Origin of the sequence: Geodermatophilus chilensis (assembly GCF_002802985.1) — a bacterium.
In the GTDB taxonomy this organism is placed as follows: domain Bacteria; phylum Actinomycetota; class Actinomycetes; order Mycobacteriales; family Geodermatophilaceae; genus Geodermatophilus; species Geodermatophilus chilensis.
Map to the genome: position 1 here is coordinate 1 of NZ_NVPT01000128.1, position 15,558 is coordinate 15,558.

General features: G+C 75.4%; 17 protein-coding genes. 4 read left to right on the plus strand and 13 right to left on the minus strand.

Annotation, left to right across the window (positions count from 1 at the left end):
- The 4 genes from CNO22_RS29240 to rimP form a co-directional block, all read right to left on the minus strand.
- Nucleotides 1–284, minus strand: a 284-nt coding sequence (locus CNO22_RS29240) for a translation initiation factor IF-2 N-terminal domain-containing protein (protein ID WP_232807180.1), incomplete at its 3' end; no start/stop codon positions are given.
- A gap of 71 nt (nt 285–355) precedes the next feature.
- Nucleotides 356–772 (minus strand): YlxR family protein, encoded by a 417-nt coding sequence (locus tag CNO22_RS19270; RefSeq protein ID WP_100500893.1) that lies wholly within the window; start codon nt 770–772, stop codon nt 356–358.
- Nucleotides 773–780: 8 nt separating this feature from the next.
- Nucleotides 781–1,914 carry a transcription termination factor NusA gene (nusA, locus tag CNO22_RS19275; RefSeq protein WP_100500894.1) on the minus strand — a complete coding sequence of 378 codons (1,134 nt, stop codon included), beginning with the start codon at nt 1,912–1,914 and terminating at the stop codon, nt 781–783.
- On the minus strand, nt 1,911–2,495 hold the full coding sequence (rimP, locus tag CNO22_RS19280; RefSeq protein WP_100500895.1) for a ribosome maturation factor RimP: 585 nt from the start codon (nt 2,493–2,495) through the stop codon (nt 1,911–1,913). Before rimP ends, nusA begins: the two co-directional genes overlap by 4 nt.
- A 219-nt stretch (nt 2,496–2,714) precedes the next feature.
- Here rimP and CNO22_RS19285 point away from each other — a divergent pair, with 219 nt between their 5' ends.
- Together CNO22_RS19285 and CNO22_RS19290 are read left to right on the plus strand one after the other, a co-directional pair.
- A complete protein-coding gene (locus CNO22_RS19285) occupies nt 2,715–3,224 on the plus strand; it encodes a hypothetical protein (RefSeq protein ID WP_100500896.1) in 510 nt (169 codons plus the stop codon).
- Between the two features lie 15 nt (nt 3,225–3,239).
- Entirely contained in the window at nt 3,240–3,701 is a 462-nt protein-coding gene (locus CNO22_RS19290; protein WP_100500897.1) for a ferritin-like domain-containing protein, read from the plus strand.
- A gap of 132 nt (nt 3,702–3,833) precedes the next feature.
- On the opposite strand, the gene CNO22_RS19295 is transcribed toward CNO22_RS19290, so the two are convergent.
- The 5 genes from CNO22_RS19295 to dxr all read right to left on the minus strand — a co-directional run bounded on the left by CNO22_RS19295 (nt 3,834) and on the right by dxr (nt 10,596).
- Nucleotides 3,834–5,738: a penicillin-binding transpeptidase domain-containing protein gene (locus tag CNO22_RS19295; protein WP_232807181.1), complete on the minus strand. Its 1,905-nt coding sequence runs from the start codon at nt 5,736–5,738 to the stop codon at nt 3,834–3,836.
- A gap of 185 nt (nt 5,739–5,923) precedes the next feature.
- Nucleotides 5,924–6,772: a GNAT family N-acetyltransferase gene (locus CNO22_RS19300; protein WP_100500898.1), complete on the minus strand. Its 849-nt coding sequence runs from the start codon at nt 6,770–6,772 to the stop codon at nt 5,924–5,926.
- A gap of 8 nt (nt 6,773–6,780) precedes the next feature.
- Nucleotides 6,781–7,959 (minus strand): flavodoxin-dependent (E)-4-hydroxy-3-methylbut-2-enyl-diphosphate synthase, encoded by a 1,179-nt coding sequence (ispG, locus tag CNO22_RS19305; RefSeq protein WP_100500899.1) that lies wholly within the window; start codon nt 7,957–7,959, stop codon nt 6,781–6,783.
- A 65-nt stretch (nt 7,960–8,024) separates the two neighbouring features.
- Entirely contained in the window at nt 8,025–9,398 is a 1,374-nt protein-coding gene (locus CNO22_RS19310; RefSeq protein WP_100500900.1) for a M50 family metallopeptidase, read from the minus strand.
- A gap of 1 nt (nt 9,399) precedes the next feature.
- Nucleotides 9,400–10,596, minus strand: coding sequence for a 1-deoxy-D-xylulose-5-phosphate reductoisomerase (dxr, locus tag CNO22_RS19315; protein WP_198588447.1), 1,197 nt, complete (start codon nt 10,594–10,596; stop codon nt 9,400–9,402).
- Between the two features lie 78 nt (nt 10,597–10,674).
- On the opposite strand from dxr, the gene CNO22_RS19320 reads away from it, so the two are divergent.
- Nucleotides 10,675–11,001, plus strand: coding sequence for a DUF2631 domain-containing protein (locus CNO22_RS19320; RefSeq protein ID WP_100500902.1), 327 nt, complete (start codon nt 10,675–10,677; stop codon nt 10,999–11,001).
- Between the two features lie 108 nt (nt 11,002–11,109).
- Here the strand turns inward: CNO22_RS19320 and CNO22_RS19325 are convergent, their stop codons facing one another.
- The 3 genes from CNO22_RS19325 to CNO22_RS19335 are packed head-to-tail and all read right to left on the minus strand — an operon-like array spanning nt 11,110 to nt 14,262.
- Nucleotides 11,110–11,826 carry a VIT1/CCC1 transporter family protein gene (locus tag CNO22_RS19325; protein WP_100500903.1) on the minus strand — a complete coding sequence of 239 codons (717 nt, stop codon included), beginning with the start codon at nt 11,824–11,826 and terminating at the stop codon, nt 11,110–11,112.
- Nucleotides 11,823–12,998 (minus strand): 23S rRNA (adenine(2503)-C(2))-methyltransferase RlmN, encoded by a 1,176-nt coding sequence (gene rlmN, locus CNO22_RS19330; protein ID WP_100500904.1) that lies wholly within the window; start codon nt 12,996–12,998, stop codon nt 11,823–11,825. Before rlmN ends, CNO22_RS19325 begins: the two co-directional genes overlap by 4 nt.
- Before the next feature lie 55 nt (nt 12,999–13,053).
- Nucleotides 13,054–14,262 (minus strand): hypothetical protein, encoded by a 1,209-nt coding sequence (locus tag CNO22_RS19335; protein ID WP_100500905.1) that lies wholly within the window; start codon nt 14,260–14,262, stop codon nt 13,054–13,056.
- Between the two features lie 124 nt (nt 14,263–14,386).
- On the opposite strand from CNO22_RS19335, the gene CNO22_RS19340 reads away from it, so the two are divergent.
- Nucleotides 14,387–15,151, plus strand: a complete 765-nt coding sequence (locus tag CNO22_RS19340) for a polyphosphate kinase 2 family protein (protein ID WP_100500906.1) — start codon at nt 14,387–14,389, stop codon at nt 15,149–15,151.
- Here the strand turns inward: CNO22_RS19340 and CNO22_RS27840 are convergent.
- Nucleotides 15,144–15,338, minus strand: coding sequence for an RNA methyltransferase (locus tag CNO22_RS27840; RefSeq protein ID WP_157937017.1), 195 nt, complete (start codon nt 15,336–15,338; stop codon nt 15,144–15,146). The two genes, CNO22_RS19340 and CNO22_RS27840, sit on opposite strands and share 8 nt — an antisense overlap.
- Nucleotides 15,339–15,558: the final 220 nt, after the last annotated feature.

Consider the following 15,558-nt stretch of genomic DNA (forward strand, 5'->3'; position numbering starts at 1 on the left):
CCACCGGGATGTACCGGTACGGGGTCGTCGGCAGCGTCAGATTTGTATAAGCGACAGCCGGGACGCGGGGCGGGCTTGGGGGCGGCCGCCTGGCCACCGCCGTTGCCGCCGCCGTTGGAACCGGACGCGACGAAGGCCTCCCGGAGCCGCCGGGCCACGGGGGCCTCGACGGTGGAGGAGGCGGACTTCACGAACTCACCCTGCTCCTTGAGCTTGGCGAGCACGGTCTTGCTGTCGACACCGAACTCCTTGGCGAGTTCGTGTACGCGGGCTTTGCCTGGCACGGATCTCCTCGTGTGTGAGGCCGGCGGCTGGCCCGCGCGACCTCGTCGTCAGTACTGCATGGTGGGGTGGCTCATCGTGGGGACTTCACGGCTTGCTCATCCGACGACGTCCTGCTCTCGACGTGCGGACCCGCCGGGTGCGGGTCCGTCTGTGTTGGTGCGGTTGTCGTTCGTGGGTGGTCGCCCGCCCGGGACCCGCTCCCCGGGAGCGCCACAGGCGCGCCGAGGACGTGTTCCCGGAGCGGACCGGCCTCCACCGGGGAGCCGCCGCCTCCGGGGAGGCGCAGCGCCCGGGGGAAGGCCCGGCGTCGCTCCGCTGCGTGCAGGCACTCCGGGGTGGGGTGCAGCGAGGCACCCCGACCAGGGAGCCTCCGTCGCGGGTCGGGGACGAGTGCCCCGTCCCGTGCGACGACGCGCAGCAGGTCGGTGACCGGAGCGCGCTTCCGGCAGCCCACACAGGTGCGCACCGGGATCGACGTTTCGGCCACCCTGCACTCTAGCGCGCTGAGGGCCCCGGGTGTTCCGGGCTCCGGCCACCGGGCACCCGACCGGGGCGTGCGCCCGCGCCCGGCCCCCCGGGACGGCCGCCGCGCGCGGCCGGCGCACCCGAGCGCAGCGGCGCGCGCCCGACGCCCGGCGAGGGGGTGGCGTCGTCGGGCTGGGCGTCGCTGCGGATGTCGATCCGGCAGCCGGTCAGCCGGGCGGCCAGGCGGGCGTTCTGCCCCTCCTTGCCGATCGCGAGCGACAGCTGGTAGTCGGGGACGACGACCCGCACGGCCTTCGCCTGGCGGTCGACGAGCTGGGCGCTGGAGACCCGCGCCGGGCTCAGCGCCGAGGCCACGAAGGTCGCCGGGTCGTCGGACCAGTCGACGATGTCGATCTTCTCGCCGTGCAGCTCGCTCATGACGTTGCGCACCCGCTGCCCCATCGGGCCGATGCAGGCGCCCTTGGCGTTGAGCCCCGGCACCGAGGTGCGGACGGCGATCTTCGAGCGGTGGCCGGCCTCGCGCGCGACCGCGACGATCTCGACGCTGCCGTCGGCGATCTCCGGCACCTCGAGGGCGAAGAGCTTGCGGACCAGGTTCGGGTGCGTGCGCGAGACGGTGACCTGCGGGCCGCGGAAGGTGCGGGCGACCGAGACCACGTAGGCCTTCAGCCGGCTGCCGTGGGGATAGGTCTCCCCCGGCACCTGCTCGGCGGGGGGCAGCACGGCCTCCACCTTGCCGATGTCGACGAGCACCGTGCCGCTGGCGTTGCGCCGCTGGTCGGCCTGCACGATCCCGCTGACGATGTCGCCCTCCTTGCCCGCGTACTCGCCGAAGGTCTGCTCGCGCTCGGCGTCGCGCAGCCGCTGGACGATGACCTGCTTGGCGGTGCTGGCCGCGATGCGACCGAAGTCCTGCGGGGTGTCGTCCCACTCGCGGACGACCTCGCCGTCCGGCCCGAGCTCCTGGGCGAGCACCGCGACCTCGCCGGTCTTGCGGTCCACGTGCACCCGTACGTGCTTGCTCGCGCCGTCGGCGTGCCGGTACGCGGTCACCAGGGCCGTCTCGATGGCCTCGATGACGGTGTCGGCCGGGATGCCCTTCTCCCGCTCGACCGCCTTGAGGGCGGTCACGTCGATGTTCACTGTCCTCCTCCGTCGTCGTCCGCGGGATCCGGCTCCGGTGCAGCGTCCTCGGGCTCCCCGGGTCCGGGCCGGCCGAACTCCACCTGCACCCGCCCGGCGCCCAGCTCCTGCCACGGCACCTGCCGCCGGGTGGGCGGCCGCTTCTTCGCCCCGGGCTTGCCCTTTGCCTCCACCGCGAGGATGACCCCGTCGCCGCCGACCTCGAGCAGCCGCGCGGTCACCTGCTCGGTCGAGCCCGCGGGCCCCACGGCCACGGTGACCAGGCGCCCCGTGTTGCGCCGCCAGTGCCGCGGCTCGGTGAGCGGCCGGTCGACCCCGGGGCTGGTGACCTCCAGCACGTAGGGGGCGCTGCCGAACTCGCCGTCGTGCTCGTCGAGGGCCGTGGAGACCGCGCGGCTGACCTCGGCGACGTCGTCGAGGGTCACGCCGGCGTCCCGGTCGACCACGACCCGGACGATGCTGCGCCGGCCGGCCGGGGTGACGACCAGCTCCTCGAGGTCGTACCCGGCGGCCTCGACGACCGGGGCGACCAGCCCGGCGAGGCGGGTCGCGACGGGGTCGGTGCGGGGGGCGGCGGACACGGCTCCCTCCCTCTCCTGGCTCGGTCGGCGGCGCGCGCACGGTGGTCCGGCGCTCCGTGTCGGAACCCGTCGCGGGGACGGAGGACACGCCGTCGGCCCGGTACCGGGCGGAGGGTCAGGCTACCGCTCCGCCCGCCGGCCCGAGACCGGGCGGCCGGGAGGGACCCGCCCGCCGTGTGCTCCCGGCCCGGCGCGGGCGGGGCTGAGAGAATGGGGGCGATGGTCCCCCTCGCTCCCCCCGCCCCGGCGGGCCTGCCCCGTCGTGCCTTCCTCGCGGCCTCGGCGGGGCTCGCGCTGCTCGCCGCCGGCTGCACCGCGGGCTCCTCGGACACCACGGCGGTGAGCACCGAGGAGGCCGACCGGCTGGCCGAGCAGGTGGCGGTCCAGGAGGCGGTGGTCGCGGCCTACGCGGCGGCGACGACCGCCGACCCCGCCCTGGCCCTCAGCGACCTGGCCGCGCAGGCCGGCGAGCAGCTGGACCGGCTGCGCGCCGCCGCGCCGTCCGCCACGGCGTCGCCGGCCGCGTCCGCCGTGCCGTCGCCGGCCGCGTCCTCCTCGGCGCCGCCGGCCGTCCCGACCGGCGGGGACGTGCGGACCTGGCTGCGCGGGCAGGTGGCCGGCGCGGCCGCTGCCCACGCCGCGGCCTGCGCCCGGCAGACGGGCGCGCGGGCGGCGTTGCTCGGGTCGGTCGCCGCGGGGCTGCGCGGGCACGAGGCAGCACTGGCGTGAGCAGAGGAGGGGCAGGTGGCTGACGACGGCGTCCTCGACGAGGGCACCGAGACCGCGGCGCTGCAGGAGGTGCTGGCCGCCGAGCACGCCGCCGTGTGGGGGTACGGCACGGTGGGCGCGGCGCTGCCCCTGGACGCCCGCGAGCCCGCGGTGGCCGGCGAGGTCGCGCACCGGGACGTCCGCGACCGGCTGGTGGCGCTGCTGGAGTCCCGCGGCGCCGACCCGGTGACCCGCGAGCCCGGCTACACCCTGCCCTTCCCGGTCCTGTCGGCAGTGGACGCCGCTGCGCTGGCCGTCGTCCTCGAGGAGGGCGTGTCCGCGGCCTGGGTGCGGCTGCTCGACCAGGCGACCGAGCCCGCGGTGCGCGAGCTCGCCGTCGGGGAGCTCGGGGCCGCCGAGGTGCGCGCCGTCGGGTGGCGCACCGCCGCCGGCCGTACACCGGTCACCGACGCGCTCCCCGGCCTCCCGCAGGCCTGAGGCAGGACGGGTGCTCCGTCATGCCAGGGGGCGCGCTGACGGGGCCGGGCCGAACGGTGTGCGCGGAGGCCGGGTTCTCGGGAGGCCCCACCTCCGTGCACACCGTTGCCGTGACTCGTCGGCAGGCAGCCGCTAACCGCCCAGTCCGCCGAGGAAGGCGTCGGTGACGTCGACGGCCACGCTGCTGGACTGACCGGTCTCCACCAGGACGGCGAAGGCGAGGTCGCCCTGCGGCCCGCCCAGCTGGTAGCCCATGAACCAGCCGTGGGCGTCGGGCGGGGTGTTGGTGCCGAACTCGGCGGTGCCGGTCTTGCCGTGGACCTCGCCGCGGTCGGCCAGCCCGCTCGCCGTCCCGGAGAGCACCACCTCGCGCATCATCGGCCGCAGCGCCTCGAGCACGGCGGGGTCCGGGCCGGCGGGGACCTGCCCGGCCGGCTCGGCGCCGACGACCTCGACCGGCACCGCCGGGGTCCCGCTCGCGATCCCCGCGGCCACCAGGGCCAGCTGGGCGGGGCTCATCAGCACCTGGCCCTGGCCGATGGCGTTGGCCGCCTTCGTCGTCCCGGTGCTGTCGGCGGGCACCTCGCCGCTGAACACGTCGACCGGCAGCTGCCAGTCGGTGCCCACGCCGTAGGAGGCGGCGGCGTCGGCCAGCGCGTCGTCGGGTAGTTGCAGGCCCTGCTGCATGAAGGTCGTGTTGCACGACTCGGCGAAGGCCTCGGTGAACGGGACCGTGCCCAGGTCGAACTGGTCGGCGTTCTCGAACTCGCGCCCGTCGACGACGAAGGTGCCGGGGCAGGCGACCGGCGTCTGCGGCGTCAGGGTGCCGGTGGCGAGCAGTGCGGTGGCGGTGATCGTCTTCATGCTCGAGCCGGGCGGGTACTGGCCGGTGAACGCGTTGCCCGCGGCGGCGGCCTCGTTGGAGGACACCGCCACGATCTCCCCCGTGCCGGGCCGGACGACGACCAGGTGGGTCGGCAGCTGCTGAGTGGCGACGGCGGCGTCGGCGGCGGTCTGCACCGCGCGCACCAGCGGCGTCTGCACCGGCTCGCCGGGTACCGGCGCCACCGCGTCGACCTCCCGGCCGGTGTCGCCGGTGGCCTCGTCGGTGCTGACCACGCTCACGGTGAAGCCGGGCGTGCCGGTGAGCTGCTCCTGGAGGGCGCGCTGCAGGCCGGAGAGGCCGAGCTCGTCGCCGGCGGCGTACACCGGGGCGCCGTCCTCGGCGGTCTCCTCCAGCACCTCGGCGGTCGCCGGGCCGACCCGGCCCAGCAGGGCCGCGGCGAAGCGGGGACTGGGCGCCAGCAGCCGGGTGTCGGTCGGGAACACCGCGCCGGGCAGGTCGAAGACCCGCGCGCGGATGGCCTCGAAGTCCGGACGGCGCAGCGTGATCACCGGCACGAACTGGCTGGCCGGCGCGGCCTGGACGTCGGCCACGATCTCCTCGGCGGGGATCCCGGTGGCCGCCGACAGCTCCGCGGCGAGCGCCGGCAGGTCGGTGACCTGGGCGGGGTCGACGCCGACGTTGACGACCTCGGTCGGGGCGAACAGCGGCTGCCCGGCCGCGTCGGTGATCGCCGCGCGCTCGGGCAGCTCACGCTCCAGCAGCAGCCGCTGGCCCTCCCCGAGCTCCGGGTGCACGAGGGTGGGCTCGGCGACGACGTCCCAGCCCTCCTCGGCCTCCTGCAGCCGCAGGGTGGCCGGGTAGCTCCAGTCGGGGGCTGCAGCGAGGTCCCAGGTGGCGGTCCAGTCGACGGTGGCGGTGCCGTCCTCGACGCTGACCTGCCCGACCTCGGGGCTCAGCACGGCCTCGGGCAGGTCGGTCGCGGTCTGCTCGAGCAGGGCGGTCGCGGCGGCGGGGTCGGTGGTGGCGTCGGCGGCGGCCGCGGTGTCCCCGGCCGCCCAGTCGGCGAGGAAGGCCTCGGCCGCGGAGCGGACGTCGTCCTCGGCGTTGCCGGAGCAGGCCGCCAGCACCGGCACGGCGAGCAGCGTGAACGTGGACCCGAGGACCGTCCCTCGACGTGTGCGCACGGACACCAGTGCTACCAGACGCCGGGTCCGGGACCTCGGCGCCGAGCCGTGGACGTCCGATCGCCGACGATCATGGAGCTGCGGTGGCGACACGCGGTCAGCCCCCGGCGCGTCGCCACCGCAGATTCATGATCGTCGGCGGGGAGCCGGGGAGGCGTGAGGAGGAGGCCGGGATGCCGGGGAGCCGGGGATCAGAACAGGATGCTGGCGAACCGCCCCACCTCGCGGAACCCCACCCGGGCGTAGGCGGCGCGGGCGGAGGCGTTGAAGTCGTTGACGTAGAGGCTGACCACCGGGGCGACGGCGGTGCGGGCGTACTCGACGACGGCCGCGGTGCCGGCGGTGCCGATGCCCCGGCCGCGGTGGGCGGGGGCCACCCAGACGCCCTGCACCTGGCAGACGCTGCGGGAGACCGCGCCGATCTCGGCCTTGAACAGCACCTCGCCGCGCTCGATCCAGGCCAGCGACTGGCCGGCGCGGACCAGGTCGGCGACCCGGGCGCGGTAGCCGGCGCCGCCGTCGACCCGCAGCGGGCTGACCCCGACCTCCTCGGTGAACATGGCCACCGCGGCCGGCAGCAGGAGGTCGAGCTCGGACGGCCGCACCGGGCGGACCCGCGGTTCGGGGGCGATCGCGGGCGGGCCCTCGATGGCCAGCAGCGGCTGGCGGGGCCGGTGGTCGCGGGCCGGGCCCCACGAGGGCTCCAGCAGCTCCCACAGCGGTTCCACGGACGCGGCGGGGCCGACGATAGTCGAGCAGCGCCGCCCGGCGCGGCGGGCGCGCTCGGCGAACGCGGCGGCCGCGACCCGCTCCGCGCCGGGGACGGCGAACGGGATCAGGTTGGCCCCGGCCAGGCAGACCGCGTCCAGGGAGCGCCCGCTGTCCAGCCCCCACAGCGGGGCGCCGAGCGCCGCGCCGGTGCCGGCCGCCTCCACCCGCCCCGCGATGACGCAGGCGGCCACCGGGTCGCTGGCGAGCAGGGCACGGACGGCGGGCTCGTCGGTCTCGTCGAGGACCCGCGCCGTCGGCGAGCGCAGCACCGGACCGGTCAGCCGACGGTGACGACGGGCGGGCCGGAGGGGACGCCGTCGCCGATCTGCTCGCCGGACGGGCGCATCTCCCCGGCGAGTCGTAGAGCCTCCTCGATGAGGGTCTCGACGATCTGCGACTCGGGGACGGTCTTGATGACCTCGCCCTTGACGAAGATCTGCCCCTTGCCGTTGCCGGAGGCCACGCCGAGGTCGGCCTCGCGGGCCTCACCGGGCCCGTTGACGACGCAGCCCATGACCGCGACGCGCAGCGGCACCTCCATGCCCTCGAGCCCGGCGGTCACCTCGTTGGCCAGGGTGTAGACGTCGACCTGGGCGCGACCGCACGACGGGCAGCTGACGATCTCCAGGCCGCGCTGGCGGAGGTTGAGCGACTCGAGGATCTGCGTGCCGACCTTGACCTCCTCGGCCGGCGGGGCGGAGAGGGAGACGCGGATGGTGTCGCCGATGCCCTGGCTCAGCAGCGCGCCGAAGGCGACCGCGGACTTGATGGTGCCCTGGAAGGCGGGGCCGGCCTCGGTGACGCCGAGGTGCAGCGGGTAGTCGCACTGCGCGGCCAGCAGCTCGTAGGCGCGCACCATGACCACCGGGTCGTTGTGCTTGACCGAGATCTTGATGTCGCGGAAGTCGTGCTCCTCGAACAGCGAGCACTCCCACAGCGCCGACTCGACCAGTGCCTCGGGGGTGGCCTTGCCGTACTTGGCCAGCAGCCGCTTGTCCAGCGACCCGGCGTTGACGCCGATCCGGATGGGGATGCCGGCGTCCTTGGCCGCCTTGGCGATCTCGCCGACCTTGTCGTCGAACTTCTTGATGTTGCCGGGATTCACCCGGACGGCGGCGCAGCCGGCGTCGATCGCGGCGAACACGTACCGCGGCTGGAAGTGGATGTCGGCGATGACCGGGATCTGCGACTTCTTCGCGATGATCGGCAGCGCCTCGGCGTCGTCGGTGTCCGGGACGGCGACCCGCACGATCTGGCAGCCCGAGGCGGTGAGCTCGGCGATCTGCTGCAGCGTGGCGTTGATGTCGGCGGTCTTCGTCGTCGTCATCGACTGCACGCTGACCGGGTGGTCGCTGCCGACGCCCACGTCGCCGACCATGAGCTGGCGGGTCTTGCGCCGGGGGGCGAGGACGGGCGGGGGTGCAGCGGGCATGCCGAGACCGACGGGAATGGCCATGGCGCCCAGTATCGCCGTTCCGGCAGGTCGGTGCCGGTGACGTGGGGTGGAACACCCGCCGGGGGCTACTGGAGCGTGATCGGGTTGACGATGTCGGCGATGAGCAGCAGGCCCGAGAGGACGACGAACAGGCCCGCGACGGCGTAGGCGACCGGCATGAGCCGGGCGATGTCGAATGGTCCGGGGTCGGGCCGGCCCCGCAGCCGGGCGACGACCGAGCGCGCCTTCTCGTACAGCGCCCCGGCGACGTGCCCGCCGTCGAGCGGGTAGATCGGCAGCAGGTTGAACAGGAACAGCACCAGGTTGATGCTGGCCAGCAGCTGCAGGAATGTGCTGACCTTCTCCATGGTGGTCAGCTCCGGGATGGCGAACACCTCGCCGGAGATGCGGCCCACGCCGACGACGCCGATCGGGCCGTTGGGGTCGCGCTCCTCCCCCAGGAACGCCGCGCGGAACAGCTGCGGGATGCGCTCGGGGATCTCCACGAGCCGCTCGACGGCGCCGGTGACGACCATGCCGAAGTAGCCGGGGACGTCGGAGAGGTCCTGCCGGGCGAGCTGGCCGTCGGGCGAGATGCCGAGGTAGCCGGCGGTCGTCGTCCCCTCGGTGGGGTCGTTCGGGTCGGCGTAGACGGTGCTGGGGATCGGCGTGACGGTCACCTCGCGGCGCGCGCCGTCCCGCTCGACGGTGAGGCCCAGCGGCTGCTCGGGGCTGGTGCGGATCGCCTCCTGCATCCGCGTCCAGCTGTCGTACGCGGTCGGGTCCAGCGGCTGCCCGTCGATGGCGACGATCGTGTCGCCGGGGCGCAGACCGGCGGCCGCGGCCGGGCTCTGCCGGGGCAGCGCGCAGCCCGGCGTCCCCTCCTCGCAGGTCTGCCCCTCGAGAGTGATCGGCACCGAGCAGGCGTCCTCCTGCACGGCGGTCACCGCCCCGGCCGGCAGCACGCACTCCGGGACGGTGCGCACCGTCGTCGTCAGCACGCTGGTGCCGACGATGGTCAGCAGCACGGTGAAGAGCAGCACCGCCAGCACCAGGTTGTGGAACGGGCCGGCGAACATGACGATGACCCGTTGCCACCAGGGCTTGGCCCAGAAGACCCGCCCCTCGTCACCGGGGCGGACGTCGTTGAGTGCCGCGCCGCGCACCTCGGCGATGAACGAGCGCATGCGGGTCGCCCGCTTGCTCTCGTTCTCCTCGGCCGGCGGGATCATCCCGATGATGCGGATGTAGCCGCCGAGCGGGACGGCCTTGACGCCGTACTCGGTCTCCCCACGGGTGCGGGAGAAGACCGTCGGGCCGAAGCCGACCATGAACTGCGGCACCCGCATGCCGAACTTCCGGGCCCAGAAGAAGTGCCCGAACTCGTGGAAGGCGATCGAGAAGAGCAGCCCGACCGCGAAGGCGACGATCCCGAGGACGGTCAGCAGGAACCCGCTCAGCTCAGCCTCCGGCGATCACGCTCCCGGCGTGCTGCCGGGCCCACCCCTCCGCCGCCAGGACGTCCTCGACGCAGGTGGGGGCGCCGAGGTCCGGCGCGTCGTCGAGGGTACGCGCGACGAGGTCGACGATGCCCCGGAACGGCAGCCGACCCGCCAGGAAGGCCGCGACCGCCTCCTCGTTGGCGGCGTTGTAGACCGCCGGGGCCACACCGCCCGTCTCGCCGGCGGAGCGGGCCAGCCTCACCGCGGGGAACGCCTCGTCGTCCAGCGGGGCGAACTCCCAGCTGCTGGCCGTCGACCAGTCCAGCGCCGGCTGCACCTTCGGCAGCCGGTCGGGCCAGGCCAGGGCCAGCGCGATCGGCAGCCGCATGTCCGGCGGGCTGGCCTGGGCGATGGTCGCGCCGTCGGCGAAGGTCACCATCGAGTGCACGATCGACTGCGGGTGCACGACGACGTCGATGTCGGCGAAGGGGACGTCGAACAGCAGGTGCGCCTCGATGAGCTCCAGGCCCTTGTTGACCAGGGTCGCGGAGTTGATCGTCACGACCGGGCCCATGTCCCAGGTCGGGTGGGCCAGGGCCTGCTCGACGGTGACGTCGGCCAGCTCGGCGGCGCTGCGGCCGCGGAACGGCCCGCCGCTGGCGGTGAGCACCAGCCGGGCCACCTCGCCGCGGGCGCCGCCGCGCAGGCACTGGGCCAGCGCGGAGTGCTCGGAGTCCACCGGCACCAGCTGGCCGGGCGCGGCCGTGGCGGTGACGAGCTCCCCGCCGGCCACCAGCGACTCCTTGTTGGCCAGCGCGACGGTGCGCCCGGCGCGCAGCGCCGACAGGGTGGGCCGCAGCCCGATGGAGCCGGTGATGCCGTTGAGGACGACGTCGGCCGGGCGGGCGGCGAGCTCCTCGGCCGCCCGCGGGCCGGCGAGGATCTCCGGCAGCGTGAACTCGCCCCTCGACCAGCCGCGCTGGGACGCCGCCGCGTAGAAGGCCAGCTGCAGGTCCTGGGCGGCGGTCGCCCGCGCCACGGCGACGGTGCGGACCCCCAGGGACAGCGCCTGCTCGGCCAGCCGGGCGACGTCCCCGCCGCCGGCGGCCAGGCCGGTGATCCGCAGCCGGTCCGGGTTCTGCTCGGCCACCGCGATCGCCTGCCGGCCGATCGACCCGGTGGAGCCCAGCACCGTCACCTCGCGCACACCGTCCACGGAGGGCATCCTCCCCGACCCCGGCGCGCCGCCAGCCCTCGGCGGGTGGCGTGGCAGCGGGGCTGGCAGAATGGCGGCGTGAGCGAGCAGACCCACCGCGAGCGGATCACCGTGGACAACCCCGCGACCAGGCGGGTCAACCAGCCCAACCGCGAGGAGGGCATCGTCCGGGCCGGGGCCCGGCCGGTCGAGCACGAGCGCCCCGAGGAATGGGGCTGGCACGGCGAGACCGGCAGGTGGGGCCGCCTGGGCGCGGTCATCGCGACGCTGTTCATGCTCGCCTACCTGTGGGGCAACCACGAGGGCCGTATCGAGGACCTCTGGGTCGTGTCCATCGCCGCGCTGATGGTCCTGATCCTGCTGCTCGATTGGCGGCGCCGCCGCAACGCCTGGCGCGCGAAGTGAAGGACCCCGTCCTCCCCACCCCTCGTTGGAGGGCCCCGTCCAGAGGCTCACCGTTCGCAAGCTCACGGCGAGCCTCTGGACGGGGCCGGCCTGGGACGGGGCCGTCGGCTACGTCACGCTGACGCCGATCGCCAGGCCGACCGCGTAGGTGACCCCGGCCGCGACCGCGCCGAAGAGCAGCTGCCGCAGGGCGGCGTACCACCAGGGCCGTGGCGTGAAGCGCGACGACAGCGCGCCGGCCGCGGCCAGGCCCACGGCCCCGCACATCAGGGCTGCGGCGAGGACGGAGAAGCCGAACAGGTAGGGCAGCAGCGGGATCACCGCGCCGGTGGCGAAGGTGACGAACGAGGAGACCGCCGCCGTCCACGGCGAGGGCTTGTCGGCCGGGTTGAGCCCCAGCTCGGCGACGACGTGCAGCCGCAGCGCGGTGTCGGGGTCGCGGTGCAGCTGGCCGGCGACCCGCTGGGCGAGGTCGGCGTCGACCCCGCGGACCTGCAGCATCTGCGCCAGCTCGGCGAGCTCGCCGCGCGGGTTGCGCTCGAGCTCGCGGCGCTCCTTCTCCACCTCGAGGTCGAGCTGCTCGTTCTGGGTGCGCACCGAGGTGTACTCCCCCAGCCCCATGGAGATCGCGCCCGCGACCAGGCTGGCCACCCCGGAGAGCACGATCGCGCGGGACGAGGCCCCGCCGCCGCCCACGCCGGCGACCAGCGCGGTGTTGGTGACCAGCCCGTCCATCGCGCCGAAGACCGCCGCGCGCAGCCACCCGCCGGAGACGTCGGCGTGGCTGTGGTCGTGCGCCTCGGCGGCCGGGGCCTCCGAGCTCACTCGTCCGCCTCGGCGCCCAGCTCCACGGGTGGCTCGAGCGACGGCTGCGGCAGGGCGACGGTGGGGACGCCGTCCACCCGGTCGGCCGCGGCCAGCTGCCCGCAGGCCCCGTCGATGTCCTGGCCGCGGGTGTCGCGGACCGTCGTCGGCACGCCGTGCGCGCGCAGCCGGGCGACGAACTCGCGCTGCGCGGGCAGCGGGCTCGCGTCCCACCGGCTGCCCGGCGTCGGGTTGAGCGGGATGAGGTTGACGTGCGCCCGCCGGTCGGCGAGCAGCCGGCCGAGCAGGTCGGCCCGCTCGGGTGAGTCGTTGACGTCGCGGATGAGCGCGTACTCGACCGAGTACCGCCGGCCGGTGCGCGCGGCATAGGCGTCGGCGGCGTCGAGGACCTCCTGCACCTTCCAGCGCGTGTTGATCGGCACCAGGCTGTCGCGCAGCTCGTCGTCGGGCGCGTGCAGGCTGACCGCGAGGGTGACGTGCAGCCCCTCCTCGGTCAGCCGCCGGATCGCCGGGACGACGCCGACGGTGGAGACGGTGACCGAGCGCTGGGACAGGCCCAGCCCGTGCGGCGCCGGCGTCACCAGGGCGTCGAGGGTCTTGCGGACGCGGGCGTAGTTCGCCAGCGGCTCCCCCATGCCCATGAAGACCACGTTGGACAGCCGTCCCGGTCCGCCGGCGACCTCGCCGTTCGCCATCGCCGCGGCCGCGGCGACCGCCTGGCCGATGATCTCCGCGGCCGAGAGATTGCGGGTCAGCCCGTTCTGGCCGGTGGCGCAGAAGGGGCAGGCCATCCCGCAACCGGCCTGGCTGGAGATGCAGACGGTGGCCCGGTCCGGGTAGCGCATGAGCACGCTCTCGACGAGCGCGCCGTCGTGCAGCCGCCACAGCGTCTTGCGGGTGCGTCCGCCGTCGGCGCTCAGCGTCCGCACCGGCGTGAGCAGGCCGGGCAGCAGCGCGCCGGTGAGCTCCTCGCGGACCGCGGCCGGCAGGTCGGTCATCTGCGCCGGGTCGGTCACGCCCCGGTAGAAGTGCCGGGCGAGCTGGTCGGCCCGGAAGGCCGGCTGGCCCAGCTCGGTGACCGCGGCGCGGGCCTCCTCGCGGGTGAGGTCGGCGAGGTGGCGCGGCGGCTTGCCCCGGCGGGGGGCCTCGAACACGAGAGGGAGGGCAGTCATGGCACCCTCCATGGTCCCACCCCGGAGCCCCCGTCGGGCCGGCCCGCGGGGGAGATCACGCTCCGGCGGGGTCGGTCGCCTCCGTCGGCGGCGCGGTCTGCGTGGGCTCGGGCACCCCGGTCGTCGGCGTCGGGTCGGTGTCGGCCCCGGGACCTCCCGGCTCCTCCGGCGACCGCGGATCGGTCGGGGTCGGCTCGGGCGGGGTCGTGGGGTCCGGGTCGCCGGTCACGTCGTCCTCCCCCGTCGCGTCGTCCCCCGGCGCGTCGCCCTCCGGCGCGGCGATCGGGGTCCGGTCCGTCGTCTCCACGACCGGCGCACCGATGACCGAGGTGCGGTCCGGTGCGGCCTCGGGGCCGTCCGGCTCCGACGGGGGGACGGCGGGGACGGCCGCGCCCGTCCCGGAGTCGGGGACCGGCACGACCGGTGCGGGTGTCACGGCGGCACGCGGGGCTGCCGGGACGGCGACGTCCGGAGCCCCGGTGGCGCCGGCCGACCGCGGGGATGCCGGAGCGGCGGGTGGCGTCGGCACGGGCGGGGGCGCTGCCTCCGTCGTCGCGGACGGGGCTCCCGGCGCGGTGCGCGGCGTCGGTGCAGGAGTGGCCCGGCCGGGCACCGACGGAGCCGAGGTGGTCGGCGCGGCCACCTCCGCGGCCGGCACCGGGGCGTCGGCGCGGGTGGTCAGCAGCGTCGCCGCGGCCACGACCCCGGCGACGAGCAGGCCGGCCGCCACCGAGAGCGCGCGTCGACGCGACGGGGCACGGCTGCCGACGACGACGCGGACGGGTGGGAGCGGCAGCAGCCCGTCGGTCTCCTCGGGGACCTCCTCCGGCTCGGCGGTCGCCTCCGCCGGCCAGGCCTCCGTGGCGACGGGCTCCTCGTCGGGGTCCGCGGTCGGGAGGTCCTCGGCGCTGCCTGCCGGGGACACGAGGTCCGGCTCGGATGCGGGCTCGTCCTCCGCGTCCGGCCCGGGCTCCACGTCCGGCTCGGGCTCCGCGTCCGGCCCGGGTTCCGCGTCCGGCTCGGGCGCGGCGTCCGACCGGGTCTCGGCCTCCAGCGTGGCGTCGACGTCGGGCTCCGGCTCCGGCTCGGCGTCCTGTCGGGCCTCGGCGTCCCGCTCCGGTTCGGCGTCCTCGTCCGTCCCGTCGCCCAGCCACTCGGGCAGCCAGGCGTCGTCCCAGTCGGTCGGCTCGGGGAGCCCGTCGGGAGGGCCGGGATCGGCCGGGACCGGCAGCTGGTCGACGTCGTCCGGATGACTGGAGCCCATGTCCTCCCCTGCCTCGCCGGGTGCGGTGCCGTCTCCCTGTCATCGGCAGCCGCGGACCGGGACGGCACCTGGCGCTCCGTGGCTCGGCAGGTGAGCCGCGCCACCTCCTGCCACGCTGGCCGGCATGAGCCGGCTCGCCGACGTGGACCTGACCCTGCGGTTGTCCAAGGCCGAGGAGAAGGAGCAGCTCGAGGCCGCCCAGAAGCGGCTGGTGCACCTGCGCCTGCTCCTGGGCGGACAGATCGGCCCGGGCGAGATCGGGCCGCCCCTGGTGGTGCTCTTCGAGGGCTGGGACGCCTCGGGCAAGGGCGGCGCGATCAAGCGCCTGGTCGAGCGGCTGGACCCCCGGCACGTGCGGGTCGCCCAGTTCGCCGCGCCCACCCACGACGAGAAGCGCCACCACTTCCTCTGGCGCTTCTGGCCGGTCCTTCCCGGCTGGGGCGGGATGGCCGTGCTGGACCGCACCTGGTACGGGCGGGTGCTGGTCGAGCGGGTCGAGGGGTTCGCGGCCGAGGAGACGTGGCGCCGTGCCTACGGCGAGATCGCCGACCTGGAGTCGAGCCTCGTCGCGGAGGGCGCCGTGATCGTGAAGTTCTGGCTGCACCTGTCGCCCGAGGAACAGCTGCGCCGATTCGAGTCCCGCCGCGACGACCCCTACCGCGCGTGGAAGCTCACCGACGAGGACTGGCGCAATCGCGAGAAGCGCCCGGCCTACGAGGCGGCGGTCGAGGAGATGCTGGAGCGCACCGACACCCCGGCGGCCCCCTGGCACGTCGTCGCCGCCGAGCATAAGCGGTGGGCGCGGGTGGCGGTGGTCCGCACGGTCTGCGAGGCCGTGGCGGCCGCCCTGACCGCCCGGGGCATCGACCCGGACCCGCCGCTCACGTGAGGCCCGGCCGGGCGTGCTGCCGGATCCAGGCGTGCATGGCGATGCCGGCCGCCACGCCGGCGTTGATCGACCGCGTGGAACCGAACTGGGCGATGGAGACGGTGACCGCCGCGGCCGCCCGGGCCTCCGGGCTGACAGGAACGGTCTCCGGGCCCCAAGCCCCCGGAGGGGCGCGTCCTACGATCACCCGCGCCCTCCCGGGCTGTGGACAGGCCTGTGTCGGTGAGGACCACGCCGACTCGCCGCGATGATCCACTAGCCCTGAAGGTGGCTGCAGGGACACGACGCGCGCTCTACCACCTACATACCCAATGAGATCGCGCGAAGGTTGACTTCAGGCAACGGCGGCGATGTACGCCAATTCGGGGTCGCCGAAGAAGCCTCGGACGATGTGCGGTAGGCGCTGC